The organism is Bacillus sp. V3-13 (assembly GCF_002860165.1).
Lineage (GTDB): Bacteria > Bacillota > Bacilli > Bacillales > Cytobacillaceae > Bacillus_BJ.
Window position 1 is genome coordinate 1 of the sequence record NZ_PGUZ01000094.1, and the last position, 19,299, is coordinate 19,299.

Consider the following 19,299-nt stretch of genomic DNA (forward strand, 5'->3'; position numbering starts at 1 on the left):
GTGGAACACCCTGAAACCCGAGGACAAGAAGACAATATCTAATTCCTGTTTTCTACTCTACTACGATTCCATTATTGATTGGCTTTTGTGTTTTATCGATTATGGCTGGTATGTCGCCCACTTGGATATGGATCTTTTTGACCTTGGCGAATATAGGGCAAACCTTTATTCAGGTGGCTATGTCGAATACGGTTTCTCATACCTTATCAAAAGAATACGCGGGCATTGGGATGGGTTTTTTTACAATGATGACTTTTATCGCAGGAGCGACTTCTACCACACTAATTGGCAAAGTACTCGATTATGGGTCTTCCGTTCAGTTGAATCCTTTGCAAGTCTATAAGCAAGCTACCATTTATAGTAATGCTTTTTTCATACTCACTGTCGTTCTACTTTTGGTTGTTGTGTTATTTTACACACTTTTTAGAACCAACAGTGATACAGCTTTAAAATCAAAATAATAGCTTTAAGGTTATGATTATATGACCAAATATATATTTTTATGTATGGCTGATCGATTTTAGAATAGAAGGATGGGGTGAATGGCAGGAAGCTATCAGACTATAAATGTAAACCCTCCACCTTCATTAGAAATACATTAAGGCAGATCAGGGTTCAAACAAACCTGTTTCATTTTAAAAAAAGCATAAAAAGGAGATGTATCGATTATGATGAAACAAATGATGCAAGCAGTTCGTGTTCATCAATATGGAGGACCTGAGGAGTTGCAGCTTGAACAGTTACCCATTCCAAAACCAACATCTGACGAAGTATTGATCCGTGTTCACGCCGCTGGTGTATTACCAGTTGATTGGGCATATCGCCAAGGGTTGATGAAAAAATACGTTCCTGTGCAACTTCCCTTTATTTCAGGATCGGCTGTAGCTGGTGTCATCGAAGAGGTAGGTTCAAATGTGACAGGGTTTCAGAAAGGGCAAGCTGTTTTCGGAAGAGCTAATAATGGAGCGTGCGCGGAGTATATAACAACTACTGTTGAAACCATAGCACACCTACCACAAAATCTTTCTTTCGCTCATGCAGCTACGATATCGGGTGGGGCTACAACGGCTTGGATGGCGCTTTTTGCACATGGCAATCTGCAATCAGGGCAACGTGTCTTGGTTCATGCTGCTGCTGGAGGTGTGGGATCATTTGCTGTTCAATTTGCCAAATGGAAAGGTGCCGAAGTGATCGGAACTTGTTCCACAGCAAATGTAGACTATGTTAAGTCGCTTGGTGTGGATACTGTGATTGATTATAAAACGACTTTATTTGAAGACATCGTGCAAGATGTGGATTTGGTGCTTGACGCTGTTGGAGGGGAAACACTTGAACGTTCATGGTCAATCGTAAAACATGGAGGAACGCTTCTCTCTCTTGTCGATATTCCCTCAGAAGAGAAAGCTAAACAACTAGGTATTCATGCGCGATTTAGCAATGAACTCGCCCCCAATAAAGCTTTTCAAAAGATTGCTCAATTGATTGCAGAAGGAGAAGTTAAAGCAACGATTGCAAAGGAATTTTCACTTCATGACATCCGACAAGCTCACGAACTCTGTCAAACTGGTCATGGGCGCGGACGAATTGTCGTTCGAATTGAGGATTAATCCAAAGGGTCTTAATAATCGTATCCTTGGTTTACTATTTCAGTTTGGCAGAGCAAAGGGAAAAAACATTGAGCTGGAAGGCTGAACTTAAACAAATTATTGCTAGATCAATTATTGAGGAGGAAAAAACAGTGAAAAAATTAAACATCGGAATTATCTTAGGAAGCACACGCCAAGGACGCGTTAGCCCACAAGTAGGAAATTGGGTAAAGGAAATTGCTGACAAACGTGGAGATGCAAATTATGAAATCGTCGATATTGCAGACTTCAAATTACCATTTTTAGGAGAAAGCACTGGTGAAGAACCAGGATTAAAAGCTTGGTCACAAAAAATTTCCAGCTTAGATGGATTTGTATTTATTGTCCAAGAATACAATCACAGCATTACAGGAGCATTAAAGAATGCACTTGATTCAGCACGCAATGAATGGAACAATAAGGCGGCAGGTATCGTAAGTTATGGTTCAACAGGTGGAGCTCGTGCAGCTGAACATTTACGCGGAATCTTAGGAGAATTATTAGTGGCGGACGTTCGTGTACATCCAACATTATCATTATTTACAGATTTTGAAAACTTTCGTACTTTTAAACCAGCTGAATTACACCTTGATAATGTAAATGCTATGTTAGATCAAACTATCGCATGGAGCAATGCATTAAAAACTTTGCGATAAACACCACTACAAATATCTATTGATTTAAAATAAAGTTTGATAAAGATCCTGTATTAATACATGGCTTTTCTTTTGACCCTTAAAATCTAGCTGTATTGTTCAATTAAAGGGCGCTTTAATTGAATAAAAAGGAGAGCACATATTATACATGACTAATATGTGCTCTCCTTTATTTTTAAGGATTTTTATAATTTAGGTCTTGATAAGGAAACCTCACTCCGGCTTACTTGCGGTACTTGCCCTCCGGCTCGGGTTCGCCCTGTGGAAGGTCCGAACCGCGTACACCGTGCTTACGCAACTCGCAATCGTTGCGAAGGCCTGAAAGGAGGATCTCCATGTCACCTCCTTTCGTTAGAGACGAATACAAGCATGGCAGAAAGGGGAGTGTCAAGGCGGAGAGGAAATTTTTTTATAATGGCCCTCTTGGGAACAACTCTAAATAACATACACAGTAGTTAAGTGCAGACATGGTATACCCAAAATAAACAAATTACAAAAAATAAAAAGGCCCTAATTAAAATTAGGAACCAGTGTGCGTATAGCTTGAATAAGCTTCTTGATGCTTGGACGTCGATCATATGTCTTTGCCGCCCGCCACGTTCATTTATCCGAATTTCCGCAGGTCACTCCGCATGGCAGATCCACCCTGCCATCAATACGGTAGAGAAAAACCGGGTTACTTTCCTAAAACCAGCTTCCGTCAATAGCTGTTCGATCTCCGCTTCTGGCAGGAACGAAAGGCTCATCATGCGGCTGTTTACCATCTCATCGACGTTGGTTTGCGGGTGACCGGCATCCAGCCAGAAGCTTTTCCATATACTTAATCTGTCTTGAAGTTCCATACCGTCGCGGTCACCGTACGCGCTGACTACCACGAATGGCGCGCCAGGTTTCAGATTTGCTTTCACAGTTCGCAGAAGGTTCAGCTTCGCTTCCAATTCGTACACGAAATGAAGAACCAGGATGCAGCTCGCTGCGTCAAACTTGAAATCGGGCTGAGGCAGGTCTTCAATCGTTCCATGGATGAGATTTACACGATTTTGCATACCCAGTTGTACGGCTTTTTGCTGCGCAATCTTTAGCATCTTTTCCGAAGGATCTACTCCCGTGAACGTCCATGCCGGGTTGTAAGGCCCCCATGCGGAAATCTCATTTCCGCCGCCTGCGCCGGCCACCAGCAAGGCTGCTGGTTTATCGCCCAGCTGCATGCGGAAATACGATTGTACCATGGCGAACAATCCGTCATAAGTGGGAATCGAGATGCGAGTGTTCTTCTCGTATAACGCCGCCATTTCGGAGTCAAATGCATATTCTTCAGTCACTGTTAAACACCTCAACTAGTGCTTGCAGCCAACATAACCTTTCATCGATTTAATATCAACCAGGTGGAGGAATGGCAAGTAGACCTTTTAGGCCATGTACGATTCGCTCTTGAATTTGTTTCTCTTGCTTAGCTATAAATTTTACCGCATTTGAATTTAAACTCTTGACCTATAGTGTACTCTAGATTGTAGGATAATTATTGTAACAGTGACTATTAAAGGGGGGGTCGTTTGAGCTATACAATTGGTCAAGTTGCCGAAGAAACTGGTTTATCTATCCATACTTTGCGTTTTTATGAAAAGGAAGGAATCCTTCCTCCGGTTAAGCGCAACGAAAGCAGCAGACGTGTTTATGATTCTGCAGATATTGAATGGCTGAAGTTTGCATGTTGTCTTAGGGACACGGGAATGACCATCGCAGAAATGAAAAGATTTGCACAACTCACTATACAAGGGGACGACACAATTAAGGAACGTATTAAACTTCTTTTGGAACAAAAAGAAAGGATTAATTCTCAAATTGACCAGCTAACCAACTATCAATCCATGATTGATTATAAGATTAAATTCTATTCTAATAATGTAAGGCATCTAAGCGACAAATAGGTCACTTTTTCCCAATATGTCCTATATTAAGGAGGCAGGAAAATATGAAAACCATATTAATTACAGGTGCTTCTAAGGGGATCGGAAAATCTGCAGCGATACTTTTTGCAAATATGGGATGGAATGTAGTAGCAACCATGCGTGCCCCAGAGAACGAAACTATTCTAACACAGTATGAAAATGTCTTGGTGACAAAATTGGATGTTCAGAATAAAGAAACCATTGAAAAAGCTATAACCCAGGGTATTGAATCATTTGGCAATATTGATCTTGTAGTAAACAATGCTGGTTATGGTGCATTTGGAATTTTTGAAGCAGCTTCCGAGGAGCAAATCCAAAGACAATTTGATGTCAATGTGTTCGGAATTATGCGTGTCATAAAAGAAATCCTTCCACATTTTCGAGCAAAAAGGAATGGAATGATTATTAATATTACATCGCAAGGTGGAAGGATAACTTTTCCCTCTTTTTCGCTTTATCATGCCACTAAATTTGCGGTAAATGGGTTTAGCGAAGCGTTAACTTTTGAATTAGCGCCTTTTAACATCCGAGTAAAAGTAGTTGAACCAGGGGCTACATTAACGGATTTTGACAGAGGATCAATGGACTTTCTAAGAGATAAAAATTTACAAGACTACAGCCATTATGAAGAGCTTGTTAAAGATGGATACGGAAAAATGTACAAAGAACCTAATTCTCCAGAAATCATTGCTAAAGTAATCTACACTGCTGCTACTGATGAGTCAAATCAATTAAGATACCCTGCCGGTCAAGATGCTGAAAAGTATCTCCTGAAAGAAAAAAAAGAATTAAGTGACGAAGAATTTATGAAGAAAATGGGTCAAAAATTCTCTTTAATAATGGAGTAGCAAAACTGCTCCATTAAACCCCAATGTGGATTTTGAATAAAGTTTGATAATTTATAATTTAACTATACTATGATTATTAGAGGATAATTAGTTCAATATATGAGCTAATATCCTCTTTTTTAATACATATTAGAATTAATTGTAATTATTTAAATATATGGTTCATCAAACGTGTTTGATTAGTGACTTGTTCACAAAAAAGAATAAAAGAGTACGATCCACCCGTAATTTGAGGCAGTAATAAATGTATTTGGCCCAACCTTCGCCAAATTCATATCAAAAGTAAAGCCGGGATCTCTATAATTCGAGATCCCGTTCTTAAAAAATGAATAACCATACACAGCCTTATTTTTTAGAGATATTTGTACTTGTTTCAAAGGACAGATTGGAAAAAGTATTTCCCGCAATTTCCAACCCTGTTACTTTAGCTACCATGTTTACACCATATCTTCCATTCATTAAAGAATTTCTATCTATCACAATATTACTGAACTCACTCGTTCCGTCATAACCTTTGTTAATTCTGATAAGATCTGCACTGGCAAGAATCGAGTTTTCACCATTGGTGATGGTATTTCCTCGTACTTCAACGTTATTTCCTCCTGCAATATCTATAGCCGCAGAATAGCTCCCAATCCCGCCAATTATATTTCCTTCTACCACAACATCATTTGCATAAACGGAAACAGCTGACCACATATCATAGGAATAGTTTTCTTTATACGTGTCGTAAAAATTATCGTTGTTAAAGTTATTATTGATTTTATTACCTTTAATTAAAGCACCTGGAGATTGAATCTTTATAGCCCGTTTGTGATTTTTATCAAAGGAGTTATTCAGTAACTTTAAACCGACATTAGATGTAAATCCTTGAACTACAATGCCATCACCATCGTCCTTGGGACCGATTCTTGAAATGGTGGAGTTCTGGATTGTAATATTTTTGCTGGATGGCTGGCTATCAAGTGCAGGACTAATTAAGATTCCTCTTGCAACTTTGTGATTCCAGCCAGCCTCAGAGGAAACGTTGTTGGCAAAGACATTGTCGACAACCACGTGCTCTATGATGACATTCTCTACCCCACCCTCAATCCGAACTGCAATAGGTGTAGAATTGCGATGTGGTTTTTGAGAAGGTTGACCAAAATTTTTAAATTCTGCTGATTGTAATGTTAAATTTTTTGTGCCATTCATAATGGTCAACCCGCGTAAAAAGACGTTGCTTCCATCTATAGTTAGATTATGAATGTTTATGTTGTGACCAACTGCCCTCAACATGGTATAGCCTTCAGATTTAGCCTTAATTACAGAATTAGCTCCATAAACCTCGGTATTTTCTTTGATAGTTAAAGTATCAGCGATTAAATAAACTCCCTGTGGAAAAAACACTGTTTTGTTTTTTCCATAGTACAATGCTTTTTTTATCGCTACAGTGTCATCCGTAATTCCATCCCCGACAGCTCCATAATCCTTTACATTTACCATACTGGTTTCTATATTAACAGATGCGTCAGCAGAGAAACATAACTCCCAAAAGAACAATAGACAGATGATAACGAGTAAACCCGCTTTTTTAATGGTAACCAAGCTCCTTCTTTTGATATTGTCTAGTTGTAAAATTCTAGGTTGAAAAATTACAACAAGGTTGATTTTATTACAAAAACATTTCAAAGTCTACATTTTTTTGTAAAATTTATAAAATAGTAAGAAATGCCTATAATTAAAAAACGGTTTGGTACTTAATAAAATGTCATACACATTTTCGGACTTTTTGTATTAATTAATACAACCATTCTTTAGCTAATGTTAGTAGAAAAGCTCGTGTAAATTATAAAATTTCAGCCAGCAGATTAGCTGAATAAGCAGAATTAGAATAAATTTAACAGTCTCCACACATGAAAAAAGACGCTCTCTAAAAAAGAGCGTCTTTTATATTTCGAACAAATGTTCGTTTTGTGGAACATTTAAATTAAAAGTGAGTAACCCCGACTTTCATATTATTAGTATAATTTAAAAATAATTATAAGTCTATATTTAATTTTACAAATATTTTATTATTGGGGTACCTGGATGGGAATTTATGGTAAATGTTTGTTTACATGGACGGACGTTTACGTTAGAAAAGAGGGGAATTTTTTGAAGTTGCATTCATGGGATGCCAATTTAAAAATTCGATTGGTTGGCGAGGCGCTGTTTAACTTGTTATATTGGATGTACTTTCCTTTTATTGCGGTCTACTTTAGCGAAGCGTTAGGCAATCACATGGCAGGGATGTTGATGACTATTCCGCCACTCATAGGTATCCTTGGCAGCATGGTTGGGGGCGACTTAACGGACAGGTTGGGACGTCGCCCTGTCATGTTGCTAGGTTCTTCCCTTAAGACGGTTATGTTCGCCTTGTTTGCCATGTCCCATTCTCATTGGCTTGATTATTTCGCATTTATTGGAGTTGGATTGGGAGGTGCTCTTTATGGACCTGCCAGCGATGCGATGGTGGCTGATCTTGTACCCGACAAGGACCGGAAGCAGGTTTTTGCCACTTTTATTACGGCTAATAATATTGGTGCTGTATTAGGGCCTGCATTGGGGGCATTTTTTTTCTTTCATTATCGAAGTGAGCTATTGTGGACCTGTACTATCGTCATGTTGCTCTACTCCATTGCGATAGTTCTGAAAATTCACGAAACCATGCCGGATACCACAAAAAAGGCAGTTCAATTGAATGCAATTTCAACTTCTATTAAAGAACAATGGAAAGGCTATGGTACGATCTTTCGTGATAAAATATTTTTCCTTTATATTTTGGCAGGTGTCTTTTCGATTATCACAATTATGCAATTGGATCTGTATTTAGCCATATATGTAACCGATTATGTCCCATCGCAGCCACTGTTCACTTGGGATGATTGGTCGTTTATGCTTACTGGCACAGAAGTTTTGGGATGGATGTTGGGGTTAAATGGGCTATTGTTTGTTCTATTTGTCTTGCCTGTTACAAAATGGTTAAAGCGTTGGGAAGATCGGGACGTGTTCATTCTTTCATCTGTTTTGGCTGGATTGGGGATGTTTGCCGTTGGACTAACGACTAACATCTGGTTATTGTTTTTACTCACAATAGTTTTTACGTTTGGAGAAATCATACGTGCCCCGGTGATAAATAACTTTGTAAGTCATTATGCTCCTGTGAACGCTAGAGGGCAATACATGGGAGCCTCCAGGCTACAATTCACTATTGGAAGATTTTTAGCCCCCTTGACCGTTTTTTTATCTGCATGGGTGCCGCCAATGGGCGTTTTTAGCGTCATATTCGTCTGTGCGTTAATTAGTGTAGTTCTCTACATTCAACTTTTTAAAATCTATGTGCAACGATGTACCTAATAATGTAGAATATTTTTTTAGTTATATTCCTTACAACCCTTCGGATTTGATCCTTTTCACAACAATCATCATATGTAGAATAAGTAACTGATTCTTAAATCAGCCCCTTAACCGGGGCTGACTTCTTATATGTTTGTTTTTGATAAAGCAAGTTGGTCCTCGGGCAATGCCCTGGTTCTGCCATCATTATTTAGAACAGTACGCCATGTATAACGTGGTTCATAACCAAGGATCTGCCGGGCCTTATCTATTGCCATTAGAGTTTCGTGGCCTTGTACAGGCCTCTTTAAAGGTACATTCGGGAAAAATTGATTTACTAAATCCTCACTAGGATCGGGCATAATTGTATCTGGGGCAGTTATATGGAATACTTCATTTCCTAAATTATTCTTTTCTATTGCAAGAAGACAGGCCCTTGCAGCGTCCCTAACATCGCAATAAGCCCATGCATTTTTTTTTTGAATATCCTTTTGTTCATCATTCCAATGTATGATAGGCATTTTTTCATATTCATCAGGCTCATATATATTTGCAAATCGAAGAGCAACTATCTGTGTGTTAGTGAGCTTATGATACATTTCTGAAAGGATTTCCGTCAACCGCTTTGCCATAGCATATGATGACTTTACTATAGTTGGATGCTCTTCATCTACAGGAAGGTAACTAAGCTGTTCCGGAACAAAAGGATACCCCAAAACCGTTTCACTTGATGCCCACACAAGCTTGGGAATTTTAAAGTCTTTACAAGCTTCAAGGATATTAAAATTAACGAGCATATTGTTTTCAAATATAGCCTGGGATGTATTCCTCACATCGGTAGGAATATTCCCAAGATGGACTACTGCATCACTCCCCTTCAAAAGCTGACACACCTGACCATAATCACGTAATTCAGCTTGAATAAATTTTTTCGATGCAGATTCCTCCCTCAATTTTCTATCTGTCGCTATAACATCATGACCTGCTTCTAAGATTGTTCTTACGGTCCACCGGCCAATTTTACCTGCTGCTCCTGTTACCACTACTTTCAACATTTCCCGCTCCTTTTTTCATATTTTCCATATTAGAGTAACCCTTCCGAGAATCATTTATTATAATATTTAGTTCATTACTTAGCAGAGCAATATTTCACTAATCCTGCTAATACATTTTTCTTAACCGTTTTAAATTTAGTTATCGACTGAAAAATGAGTAACAATATACTTCAAAAAATTACCGAAAATCCAATGTCTTCTCAAGTTACACCTAATACCTTTGTTAGAATTCCCCGTTGTTAATGTTTTATAGTAGTGGTCTAAATAGCAAATAATGGTGAAGGGGCACTTATCGGTGCAGGTGTGGGCCTTTACAGCCAAAAATAAAAAGTGAAGAAATAAATATCTTTTTAGCCTATTGCATTGAATAGGCCAATTTTTATTTTGCATAGGTGGATAAAGTACCTTCCACTCCAATTTTTCAAATAGTAAATATAATGAAGGTTAATGAAATTTCAGGCTCAAATCACTGGATAAAATAGATAAAGAATCGACTTTGCTGATTCTTTTTTTCTTTTTTTTCTGAAAAATATTTGAATAAGTCTTTTGTTAGGTTGATTTATTGAACAGAGTATAATAAAATAACTTAAACATTATTCGTAGTATTTTTATAGGAATTAAGAGGATTATAATCCATACATATATAGAAACCGAGCGAAAGAAAGGCAGGTTATAAAAATTTGGATAATTCTGTGTTTATAAAGATTGATCGTATAAGTAAAAGTTTTACGAACAGAGAACAAGTTGTAAAAGTGCTGGAGGAAATATCCTTTGATGTGAAAAAGGGAGAGATTATTTCCATTCTTGGTGAAAGCGGCTGCGGAAAAAGCACGCTCTTAAATGTGATCGGTGGCTTTGAGAAAGCAGGCAACGGAAAGGTTCTGCTTGATGGAAGTGTCGTGGAACGTCCCAGCCGGCGAGGTGTCATGTTATTTCAAAATTACGGGTTGCTGCCTTGGCGGTCCGTACTGAAAAATGTAGAGCTGGGACTTGAAGAAACGTCCATTCCAACCACAGAGAGAAGAGAACGCGCACTCGAATACTTAAAGCTTGTCGGCCTGGAGGACAAGATGAACCTGTTCCCCCATGAGCTTTCAGGAGGGATGCAGCAAAGAGTGGCAATTGCCAGAGCTCTTGTTATTCAGCCCGAACTCATTTTAATGGATGAACCATTTGCTGCGCTCGATACATTTAATCGCTATTATCTGCAGGATGAACTGTTGAGGTTGCATAAAAAAGAAAAAACGACGATTATTCTTGTTACACATGATATCGATGAAGCTATATACTTATCGGACCGAATTTTGATGATGAGTTCAAAGCCGGGCCAAATAAAAAAAGAACTGAGAATTGATTCATCCAGACCACGCGACAGAAGCCATAGTGAATTTCAACATTTCCGAAAAATTATTTTCGAAGAGTTTCATTTCAATCGGGAAAATCAGTCGATTGAGTACAACATTTAATCTATTAAACTAGTTCAAGGAGGAACTGTTTTATGAAGAAAAAGTCCGGAAAACTTGTAATGCTAATCTGGCTTCTATCCATTATGTTAATTTTGTCAGCGTGCGGAAATACAGGGCAGGAAGCAGGCGGTGGCTCAAACGGTGAGAAAAGAACGATCAAAATCGGTTATTTGCCGATTACCCATGCAATTCCTTTATACATTGAAAATGAGCAAAAAGAGAATTTTAAGAATTTCGACCTTGAGTTAGTCAAGTTTGGCTCCTGGCCGGAGCTGATGGACGCTCTAAATACCGGCAGAATCGATGGAGCATCAGTCCTGATTACACTGGCAATGAAAGCAAAAGAGCAAGGGATCGATCTTAAGGCAGTGGCATTGGGACATCGCGACGGCAACGTATTGGTGTCGGCAAATGATGTCAATAGTGTTGAAGATTTGAAGGGGAAGAATTTTGCCATCCCGCACAAGTTCTCAACTCATAATGTCCTGCTTTACCAAATGCTGAAACAAAATGGGATGGAATATGAAGATGTAAATGCGATTGAACTTCCTCCGGCGGAAATGCCTGCCGCCCTTTCAGAAGGAAGAATTGACGGATATGTGGTTGCAGAGCCTTTCGGTGCATTATCCGTAGCAATCGGAAAAGGAAAGGTGCTTTTTCAGTCGGAAGAGTTATGGAAGAATTCCGTGGATTGTGCACTTGTGCTCAGAAATGATTTTATTGAGCAAGAGAAACAGGCTGCCCAGGAGTTTATGAACGAATATGTGAAAGCCGGCGAAATGGCTGAACTGAAAGATGAACAAACTCATGAAATTTCCTCCAAATATATGAATGTAGAAAAAGAAGTTATGGATCTATCGTTGGAGTGGATTACATATGAAGATCTGCGCCTCAATGAAAGTGCCTATGAAGAATTGCGGCAGAACCTGATAGAGATGGGGTTATTTGAAAATCCGCCGAGCTATGAGGATTTTGTAGATAACTCATTAATTGATAAAGCGAAGTGATCTTGTGAGCAGCCTGAAAAAATTATCGAATGTGTTAATCGGATTTGTCCTGCTGGTTGCCGTGTGGCAGGCGTTAATAGTCATTGGCGGGCATAGCGAAGCCTTGTTCCCTTCGCCATTAACCGTGTGGGAAGCAGTCCAGTCACTTATTCTGGACGGAACGCTCTTTGTACATCTTCGAGTGAGCTTAACACGCTTCTTGATCGGATACTTGCTGGCTGTGGTATCCGCCGTTATTTTGGGACTAATCCTCGGCAGGATGAGGAGGCTTTGGGCGATCCTTGATCCTATAGTCCAGGTTTTAAGACCAGTGTCACCGATTGCCTGGTCACCGTTTATCGTATTGTGGTTTGGCATTGGCGATATTCCCGCAATTGTGATTATCTTTATCGCTGCGTTCTTCCCAGTTTTGCTGCCAACCGTTTCCGCAGTCATGAAGGTTGATAAAACGTATTTGAAAGTAGCACAGAACTTTGAAATCAAACAACCTCAATTAATGAGGAAAATTATCCTTCCAGCCGCATTTCCGTTCATTGCGAATGGACTTCACATTGCGGTTGGAACAGCCTGGGTTTTCCTTGTTGCCGGGGAAATGGTAGGTGCACAATCAGGGCTGGGGTATTTAATTGTTGATGCCAGGAACTCAATGAATCTTGATTTTGTCATGGCAGGCATCATTTTTATTGGCGTGTCGGGATTGTTGCTTGATAAAGTTGTAGGCCTATTTGAGAATTGGGTAAACCGGCAGTGGGGACGGGTGAATCTGTAAAATAAAAAGGCAGAGATTTCGTCCCTGCCTTCACTTGATCTATGACGATAATGGCTTTACATCATCGGCATCCACTTCCACAACAATTACATCATCGACATTTTTTTCACAGTGCGGGCAATAATAAGCGATTTCAACCTCATGGCGGCAAGCTTCATGGACCAATTTTTTATAGCACTTTTTTAAATGATTCCGGCCCCAAAGAATCATGGAATTGAACACATGCTCAAGGTCTTTCCCGCTCTCGGTCAGCGTGTAGCTGTAGCGGGGAGGATGGTCGGAATACAGGCTCGATTCAATCAAACCAGTCTGTTCAAGGTGCTTAAGCCTGTCCGATAAAAGATTGGAAGAAATACCGATTAATGATTTTTTGATTTCGTTGAATGTAGTATTGCCTATTAAGATCTCATGGACGATCAACAAGGTCCAGCGATCACCGATAATGTTAAGGGTCTGGGCTATATTACAGGGTAAGTTATATCTATCTTTCATACATAAACCTCCAGTACTCTGTTGCTTTAATGATAACATGAAAATATTTCTTTTGTAGGTTGTTTTTTTGAACTTAGTATAATAAAATTATTAACAAGAAATAAATGCGATTAAACCTATAGGAATTAAATATTTTTACAGGAGGAGTTATAATGGGACTGTACTTGGTAGAATCAATTTTAAATGGAGCAATCAAGGATAAAGACGCTTTTGAAAAGAAGGTTGCGGACATTCAAGCAGATTTAAGCGGAAAGAACGCCAGTCTAATTGAGATCCAGGTGTCAAGCGATCTTTCCCGCGCTTTTTTCATATTTGAAAGTAAAGAGCGCAACACCGTTAATAATAGCTTAAGAGAATTAGGGGTTCCGATCACTCTTATCAAGCCTGTCCGACTTGTCGGCAAGGATCTGGAAGACGTGAAAAAACAAGCGGATGTTGTGAATTACCTTGTTGAGTGGAATCTTCCGGAGAACCTCACAATGGATGCATATCTGGACAGAAAATCCAAAAACTCTGTTCATTACGCAGAAGTGCCAGAGGTTGCTTTCTCAAGGACGTATGTATGTGAAGACATGACAAAATGTTTGTGTTTCTATGATGCTCCGGACGAATCAACGGTCAAGAAAGCCCGTGAAGCGGTTTCCGCTCCAATTGATACGATTACACAAATTTTACCTAGATCATAGTTGCTTTAGGAGAAGCCTCCATTTATTTGGAGGCTTTTTCTCTCATTGGATATTACAGAAAGGAGGACTTGGACGATGACGAAAGTTCTGGATGACCTACTGCAGAACGAGTTAAAGCCGCTTGTGAGAAAAATCGATGCGGATTCTTACTATCCCCGTGACTTTTTACTAAAATTGGGCGCAGCAGGTTTCTTGTCCTCAAAAGGCTTATCTGCGCAAGAAGTCCTGGCCCGCGAAGTCAATCTGGTCGAACAGATTGCCAAAGTATGCATGACAACCGCTTTTAATTTATGGTGCCATCTTGCCGCCTTAACTTACATCAGAAAAAGTGATAATGCTTATTTGAAACAGGAACTGCTTCCGTTACTGGAAAACGGTAAGCTTCTTGGTGGAACGGGTCTTTCCAATCCGATGAAATACTATGCCGGGCTTGAACCCCTGCACTTAAGAGCGGAACGGGCTGAAGGGGGATATATTATTTCCGGGCAATTGCCTTCCGTGTCCAATTTGAGTGATTCCCACTGGTTCGGTGTGATTGCCTCGGTTGGGGAGCAGCAGCGGATTATGGCTTTCGTTCCGTGCAATGCCGAAGGGTTAAAGCTAAAGGAAAAGCAGGAATATTTGGGCTTGAACGGCAGCGCCACTTTTGCCTGCGGTTTTAATGATGTACTCATTCCGGATCATTTCGTTATTACGGACAATGCAGATGAATATGTGGATAAGATCCGCCCTGCGTTTGTCATCTATCAAATTCCATTGGGAATCGGTGTTACGGCTGCGTCGATTGTGTCGATTGAAAAAGTTTGCAACAAACAGGGCGGCTGCAATCAATTTCTCGGCATTCAAAATGAAGAGCTGATTGAGGAACTCGCGCCTCTCAGGGAGCAATTGTACCAATTGGTGCATTCCGAGGACTTGACCAGGCATTGGAAGAAATTATTGCAGTTGCGCCTTAATGCCGTTCATCTAACTTCGAAAGCAGTTCATGCCTGTATGCTTCACCAGGGCAGTGCCGGTTATTTACATAAAAGCGATCCGTCCCGAAGACTTCGCGAATCCTATTTCTTTGTAAATCTGACCCCTACTGTTAAGCATTTAGCGAAAATGCTGCAAGGCGGAAACTGAAACCGGCAAAATAACTGTAAATCCCTCTGAATCTCAGAGGGATCATGTTTTTAATGTCTAAAATAGCCCTACAGTGACAGTTTTATTTTTTCTATTTTCAGATTATCCGATTTATTTTCAAATCCGCCGTTATCGTTTCATAACTCTTTTAAATGCCGAACGATTTCTTCAGGTAATCCGCAATTTGCATAAATGTTCATGAGTAAAGACACTGTGATGTCCATAACTTTATTATTTGCTGACGCTTGTCTCATACACGAGCATAGATGATTGATCATCATCCGGTACTGCGTACATTTTTATTCCTTGTGCTGTATTTTCAAAAAGTACTGGATTGCGTGTAATAACATGTCCCTGAGGGGAAAACAAAGTAATTGGGAGTTCGTGAACAATATTCATTGTTTTCATATCAAGTAACGCGGCTCCGCCCAATTCATACTTTGCAGTGGCAGAACCAGGGAATGGCAGTTCAGTAATACCACTACATATCATATTGTCTTTTCCTGCAGTCTCACAGTCCTGATAATCGATAAAGTGGCTGGGATTATTTGATTTGCGTAGCACTTCTCCTGTTTCATTGAACTTGTAGAACGTTCTTGACCCCCAGCTTACAGCCTTTAAAGTTCGTTGTTTTCTATCGCTTACTATTCCTCCAATGTGGTCATTTGTACGAAACGCTTCCTGGGCATTCATCGTTTCTGGATTTACTTTATAAATGATGGACTTGCTGTTCGGGCGATACTCAGCAACTGGTACCCAAATTGATTTACCATCATATGCAATTCCTCCAGGATGGTATACAGTACCTTCACCTAGCTTTAAATCCTTCAAGAGTTTTCCGTCTTTATTAAATACAAATAGGTGCCCCACTCCTTTACCAGGTGTGCGTTCGTAACCATTCTGGGGTTGAGCGTATTTTACCGGTTTCTCAATAATCTCAACAGAAGACATGTAATACAGATCTCCGACCTTTGTCATTCCTTGTGTATGAAATGTATTAAATTGCAGATCAACTTTTTCTTTCTGTTCCCAAATATTATTGCGGGTAAGATTTTGGAACTTCTCCACTAGTTGTTTTTCTTCATTGACGGAATCATGTGGTGCAGGGTTGGCAAACGCTGTAGTTCCAATTGTTAGAGTGGCAGCTAGTGTAAAAATTACCTTTTTCATTATCCATCCTCCTTGTATTTGCATTAAAGAAAAAAGTGTTATGCAACTCAGACAATAACAAAAAGTTGTGGGACGACATAATAATTCCACTGTGTCAAAGGTTTATATCCACTGCAGCTGGATACGCCCTTAAAACCAAAAAAAGGATAATATAAACACTTATGAAAGTTATCTTAGTTGTCCTGCTTGTTTATTTGTCTCATTCAGCTTACTAAAGAAATATTAACTGATAGTTATTTAAGCATTGATATTTTGTGAAAATTTCATTACAGAAAGTATAGAACATACTCACTTCATTGTATGGATTAGAAAATTCAAACAGAGGGTGTTGGAGTTATTCAAATAGGGCCGAAGGTGTAGGAGTAATTGGGACATCTCTATAAATTGAGTCAAAACCATACTAAATAAACCGTATTTCGTATACAGTAACTTACTCACCGTACGGTATTGACGACCTGATGCGTGATTGTTACATAATGGACAGCAGAAGAGTATAAAGTGGCTACAGAACCGCACCATCCACTATGATCCAAAGGATCGGAGAAAGGTTCGTTGCCCCACCCAGAAATGTGGTTTGATTGAATCCCCATTTTTGGAATAATTATTTTCCAGTGATATTGATACAGACTAACATATCCAGCTTCGTTGTAATTTTCTACAGCATGTATGCCTGTGATACCATGTATAGGGTGTTCTATTAAAGGGAACAGCACTTCGAGCCGCTTAGTTGTTCTTCTATAATTAGCAAAAACTGACTCTCGGTCATGAAGGTTTTGATAGGATTTTAGCAGGTGGCCATATTTTTCAAGTATTTCCTCAATATCAGCTGGATGAAGTAGCTCAGTTTCTTTTGCCTCCGCTTCTCTTCCCCTGCCCATTTAATTTCCTCCCAATAGCTGTATAATCTCTCTCTTTTCGTTTTCTAAGTCTCGCCATAAATAGTAATCAGAAGGATTATCCATAGAATCACCATCGTATTCTCGAAATGCTTCTTGAAAAGAAGAACTTTTATATTTGATTTGAAGTTGTGTTAATTCATTATTGATTTCTTCTAAACGTTCCGCAGGAGTTTGATTACGAAGCTTCTTTTCTTGGGCAATCATCTGCATGCGGATTGCGTACACTGGATCTTTCCAAAGCTCAATAACATACTTAGGTATTTTGCGGTGAGATGTTGTGTCTACAGATTCTAAACCATTTTGAATGTATTTATTTAGCGTGACTCTTGAGATTCCTAATTGTTCAGATGCTTCTTTTGGAGTAAGCAAGTATGATTCTTGATATTCAAAAGATATTTCTTCACCACCTAATTGATAGTACCATTTTTCAAAATCAATTTTTAGTTTTCCAAATTCAATGTCTGAGGAAGGAAGCTCCATCTGAATGAGTCGGTTAGCCCACTTTAATAAGTTTTTTTTGTGTTTTTCTGATAGCAAGTATTTGGAGTCGAATCTAATTCCGTTTTTGTCAAAAGTGATTCCTTTAATTTTGTCAGAAAACATACTCAACATAAGCGTTACAATTTTGCCTAGTAGATAGTCTGTTTCTTTTTCAATTAGATTTTCATCTTTTTCACGGTAGCCCAGATCAATTGTTTTTGCCGTCAACTCGTAAATAGCTTTACTCATTGTCCTCATCCTCCTACCTCCATTATAATGTCAATTTACGAAAAGTAAATATTGTAAACTTATGATATTGTTAATTTGTTAATTCATTATATGTATTTCCAAATAAAAAAATACGTAAACCATACCTATTTATTCTACAGAAAAAGTTTATCATGGGTCTTTATTTATTAGGTTCTACATTAGTGGATTCATGTTGTATTGATTTTTTTAGGAACACTCAAGTAAAACTTAAAAATAAGTAAAAAACTTTTTTTGTTATAACCTGTTCTAAGCTTTTAACTTCAACCATATATTTATTGGTAGTGTAAAAATGGAAAAAATCATTGAAAAGTTGATTAGTGAAGTCAGTGATCTTAAAAAGCGTGTAGAGAGTTGGAAAAGAAGCAGGTACCAGGAAGCAGTATAATAACGCGAAATAAGGTGGGAAAATATAATCTAAAGATTGTATACCCCGGGATTTTTCGGAAGCTGGACAATCCATCAGCAGGTTTTCCTAAAAACAAACGGCCGTTAGCTGAAAAAATGACAGTTGGTTCAATCGTTTTTATCTATGTAACATCCCCGTATAAAAAGATAATTGGAGTATGTGAACCTACGCAAAATATGATTGAGGTAGAAAGTGAACGATGGCCTTATAATGTTCCATTACGATGGATAGTGGGGCCTTGCTCACCGGGAGTATCTTTAAAAGAAGCTAGTTTAGATATTAGGCCCCGTCCAGGCGACACAAATTTTATATTAAATGAAGAAGAAGCAAATAGGGTTATTACTATTTTACAAAAACAGGGTGACATAGATGACACAAATGACGATCGCTTATTAGATTAGAAAAAGGGGCTGTCCAAAAAGTCAGTGAAAGCGAACTTTTTGGAGCCCCTTTTTTATATTTTGGTTACGTTTAGAAAATACCAAAACAAAAAGAATAAGTCTGGTTATGAGCAAAGCTCAAAATATACGAATGTGAAGATTGTACAGATTGCCCATTGAAAGCGAAGTGCACGAAAGCGAAGGGAAATCGTCAAGTTCACTGGAATACCGTCTTCGAAGAAATGAAAGCGAAGGCAAAAACAGCCCTTGAATGTGAAGAGAAAGCCGCAATCTACGCTAGGCGCAAAGTCGAAGTAGAAAGTGTGTTCGGTCACATCAAGGGCAATCGGTCGTTCCGCAGGTTTTCCTTGAGGGGACTCGACAAAGTACATATCGAGTTTCGGATTGTGGCATTAGCCCACAACATACTGAAAGTAGCAGGCATCCGCCTGCTACTTTCAGAGAAAAATCGAAAAAATACAAAAGCAAGTGGAGAAAAACGAGCCGTTTTTCTCCACTTGCTTCATTTAGGGACTTATCAGACAGCCCCAAAGTAATCTATCTAACTTTACTTGAGTCTTGCAAAAAATCCGTCGTAAAAATTGTCGGTTTGTGACTTGTTTTGAAAAGTTTCTAAAAATAAGAATGACATCCCTTTG

20 protein-coding genes are annotated in these 19,299 nt (G+C 39.0%); 13 read left to right on the plus strand and 7 right to left on the minus strand.

Annotated features, from left to right (window positions below):
• From CU633_RS23160 to CU633_RS21965, 3 genes are all read left to right on the plus strand, one after another.
• The coding region (locus CU633_RS23160; RefSeq protein ID WP_219620985.1) for a hypothetical protein at positions 1 to 343 on the plus strand (343 nt) is incomplete at its 5' end.
• 325 nt (positions 344 to 668) lie between these two features.
• Positions 669 to 1,607: an NADP-dependent oxidoreductase gene (locus CU633_RS21960; RefSeq protein ID WP_101662678.1), complete on the plus strand. Its 939-nt coding sequence runs from the start codon at positions 669 to 671 to the stop codon at positions 1,605 to 1,607.
• Positions 1,608 to 1,738: 131 nt separating this feature from the next.
• Positions 1,739 to 2,281: an NADPH-dependent FMN reductase gene (locus CU633_RS21965; RefSeq protein ID WP_101662693.1), complete on the plus strand. Its 543-nt coding sequence runs from the start codon at positions 1,739 to 1,741 to the stop codon at positions 2,279 to 2,281.
• 623 nt (positions 2,282 to 2,904) lie between these two features.
• Here the strand turns inward: CU633_RS21965 and CU633_RS21970 are convergent.
• The gene (locus tag CU633_RS21970) at positions 2,905 to 3,603 is read right to left on the minus strand and encodes a class I SAM-dependent methyltransferase (protein ID WP_180955076.1); all 699 of its coding nucleotides are present in this window, start codon (positions 3,601 to 3,603) and stop codon (positions 2,905 to 2,907) included.
• A 231-nt stretch (positions 3,604 to 3,834) separates the two neighbouring features.
• Between CU633_RS21970 and CU633_RS21980 the strand changes: the two genes are divergently transcribed.
• Together CU633_RS21980 and CU633_RS21985 are read left to right on the plus strand one after the other, a co-directional pair.
• Complete coding sequence (locus tag CU633_RS21980; protein ID WP_101662679.1) at positions 3,835 to 4,209, plus strand: MerR family transcriptional regulator; 375 nt, start codon at positions 3,835 to 3,837, stop codon at positions 4,207 to 4,209.
• A gap of 44 nt (positions 4,210 to 4,253) precedes the next feature.
• The gene (locus tag CU633_RS21985) at positions 4,254 to 5,078 is read left to right on the plus strand and encodes an SDR family oxidoreductase (protein ID WP_101662680.1); all 825 of its coding nucleotides are present in this window, start codon (positions 4,254 to 4,256) and stop codon (positions 5,076 to 5,078) included.
• A 345-nt stretch (positions 5,079 to 5,423) separates the two neighbouring features.
• Here CU633_RS21985 and CU633_RS21990 read toward each other — a convergent pair whose 3' ends face one another.
• On the minus strand, positions 5,424 to 6,665 hold the full coding sequence (locus CU633_RS21990) for a glycosyl hydrolase family 28-related protein (RefSeq protein WP_101662681.1): 1,242 nt from the start codon (positions 6,663 to 6,665) through the stop codon (positions 5,424 to 5,426).
• A gap of 549 nt (positions 6,666 to 7,214) precedes the next feature.
• Here CU633_RS21990 and CU633_RS21995 point away from each other — a divergent pair.
• Positions 7,215 to 8,456 (plus strand): MDR family MFS transporter, encoded by a 1,242-nt coding sequence (locus CU633_RS21995; protein WP_180955079.1) that lies wholly within the window; start codon positions 7,215 to 7,217, stop codon positions 8,454 to 8,456.
• Between the two features lie 125 nt (positions 8,457 to 8,581).
• On the opposite strand, the gene CU633_RS22000 is transcribed toward CU633_RS21995, so the two are convergent.
• Positions 8,582 to 9,478: an NAD-dependent epimerase/dehydratase family protein gene (locus CU633_RS22000; protein ID WP_257959267.1), complete on the minus strand. Its 897-nt coding sequence runs from the start codon at positions 9,476 to 9,478 to the stop codon at positions 8,582 to 8,584.
• Positions 9,479 to 10,170: 692 nt separating this feature from the next.
• On the opposite strand from CU633_RS22000, the gene CU633_RS22005 reads away from it, so the two are divergent.
• Genes CU633_RS22005 through CU633_RS22015 form a run of 3 tightly spaced genes read left to right on the plus strand, consistent with a single transcriptional unit; the run spans position 10,171 to position 12,732 of the window.
• Positions 10,171 to 10,956, plus strand: coding sequence for an ABC transporter ATP-binding protein (locus tag CU633_RS22005; RefSeq protein ID WP_101662683.1), 786 nt, complete (start codon positions 10,171 to 10,173; stop codon positions 10,954 to 10,956).
• Positions 10,957 to 10,988: 32 nt separating this feature from the next.
• On the plus strand, positions 10,989 to 11,963 hold the full coding sequence (locus tag CU633_RS22010; RefSeq protein WP_101662684.1) for an ABC transporter substrate-binding protein: 975 nt from the start codon (positions 10,989 to 10,991) through the stop codon (positions 11,961 to 11,963).
• Between the two features lie 4 nt (positions 11,964 to 11,967).
• Positions 11,968 to 12,732, plus strand: coding sequence for an ABC transporter permease (locus tag CU633_RS22015; protein WP_101662696.1), 765 nt, complete (start codon positions 11,968 to 11,970; stop codon positions 12,730 to 12,732).
• Positions 12,733 to 12,771: 39 nt separating this feature from the next.
• Here the strand turns inward: CU633_RS22015 and CU633_RS22020 are convergent, their stop codons facing one another.
• Complete coding sequence (locus CU633_RS22020; protein ID WP_101662685.1) at positions 12,772 to 13,224, minus strand: winged helix-turn-helix transcriptional regulator; 453 nt, start codon at positions 13,222 to 13,224, stop codon at positions 12,772 to 12,774.
• A gap of 152 nt (positions 13,225 to 13,376) precedes the next feature.
• Here CU633_RS22020 and CU633_RS22025 point away from each other — a divergent pair, with 152 nt between their 5' ends.
• Both CU633_RS22025 and CU633_RS22030 read left to right on the plus strand, forming a co-directional pair.
• Positions 13,377 to 13,910 carry a DUF4242 domain-containing protein gene (locus tag CU633_RS22025; RefSeq protein WP_101662686.1) on the plus strand — a complete coding sequence of 178 codons (534 nt, stop codon included), beginning with the start codon at positions 13,377 to 13,379 and terminating at the stop codon, positions 13,908 to 13,910.
• A gap of 75 nt (positions 13,911 to 13,985) precedes the next feature.
• Positions 13,986 to 15,035: an acyl-CoA dehydrogenase family protein gene (locus CU633_RS22030; RefSeq protein WP_101662687.1), complete on the plus strand. Its 1,050-nt coding sequence runs from the start codon at positions 13,986 to 13,988 to the stop codon at positions 15,033 to 15,035.
• Positions 15,036 to 15,266: 231 nt separating this feature from the next.
• On the opposite strand, the gene CU633_RS22035 is transcribed toward CU633_RS22030, so the two are convergent.
• The 3 genes from CU633_RS22035 to CU633_RS22045 all read right to left on the minus strand — a co-directional run bounded on the left by CU633_RS22035 (position 15,267) and on the right by CU633_RS22045 (position 17,833).
• Positions 15,267 to 16,205: a DUF6454 family protein gene (locus CU633_RS22035; protein ID WP_101662688.1), complete on the minus strand. Its 939-nt coding sequence runs from the start codon at positions 16,203 to 16,205 to the stop codon at positions 15,267 to 15,269.
• A gap of 434 nt (positions 16,206 to 16,639) precedes the next feature.
• Positions 16,640 to 17,083, minus strand: coding sequence for a hypothetical protein (locus CU633_RS22040; RefSeq protein ID WP_101662689.1), 444 nt, complete (start codon positions 17,081 to 17,083; stop codon positions 16,640 to 16,642).
• Positions 17,084 to 17,833, minus strand: a complete 750-nt coding sequence (locus tag CU633_RS22045; RefSeq protein ID WP_101662690.1) for a helix-turn-helix domain-containing protein — start codon at positions 17,831 to 17,833, stop codon at positions 17,084 to 17,086. It abuts the gene before it with no gap.
• Positions 17,834 to 18,205: 372 nt separating this feature from the next.
• On the opposite strand from CU633_RS22045, the gene CU633_RS22050 reads away from it, so the two are divergent.
• Both CU633_RS22050 and CU633_RS22055 read left to right on the plus strand, forming a co-directional pair.
• Positions 18,206 to 18,661 (plus strand): hypothetical protein, encoded by a 456-nt coding sequence (locus tag CU633_RS22050; protein WP_101662691.1) that lies wholly within the window; start codon positions 18,206 to 18,208, stop codon positions 18,659 to 18,661.
• A gap of 122 nt (positions 18,662 to 18,783) precedes the next feature.
• Complete coding sequence (locus CU633_RS22055; protein ID WP_101662692.1) at positions 18,784 to 19,197, plus strand: transposase; 414 nt, start codon at positions 18,784 to 18,786, stop codon at positions 19,195 to 19,197.
• Positions 19,198 to 19,299: the final 102 nt, after the last annotated feature.

Coding starts and splice junctions, on each gene's coding strand:
- CU633_RS22010 (WP_101662684.1), top strand. CDS start 10,989: ATGAAGAAAAAGTCCGGAAAACTTGTAATGCTAATCTGGCTTCTATCC.
- CU633_RS22045 (WP_101662690.1), bottom strand. CDS start 17,833: ATGAGTAAAGCTATTTACGAGTTGACGGCAAAAACAATTGATCTGGGC.
- CU633_RS21960 (WP_101662678.1), top strand. CDS start 669: ATGATGAAACAAATGATGCAAGCAGTTCGTGTTCATCAATATGGAGGA.
- CU633_RS22040 (WP_101662689.1), bottom strand. CDS start 17,083: ATGGGCAGGGGAAGAGAAGCGGAGGCAAAAGAAACTGAGCTACTTCAT.
- CU633_RS22030 (WP_101662687.1), top strand. CDS start 13,986: ATGACGAAAGTTCTGGATGACCTACTGCAGAACGAGTTAAAGCCGCTT.
- CU633_RS22025 (WP_101662686.1), top strand. CDS start 13,377: ATGGGACTGTACTTGGTAGAATCAATTTTAAATGGAGCAATCAAGGAT.
- CU633_RS22020 (WP_101662685.1), bottom strand. CDS start 13,224: ATGAAAGATAGATATAACTTACCCTGTAATATAGCCCAGACCCTTAAC.
- CU633_RS22035 (WP_101662688.1), bottom strand. CDS start 16,205: ATGAAAAAGGTAATTTTTACACTAGCTGCCACTCTAACAATTGGAACT.
- CU633_RS21985 (WP_101662680.1), top strand. CDS start 4,254: ATGAAAACCATATTAATTACAGGTGCTTCTAAGGGGATCGGAAAATCT.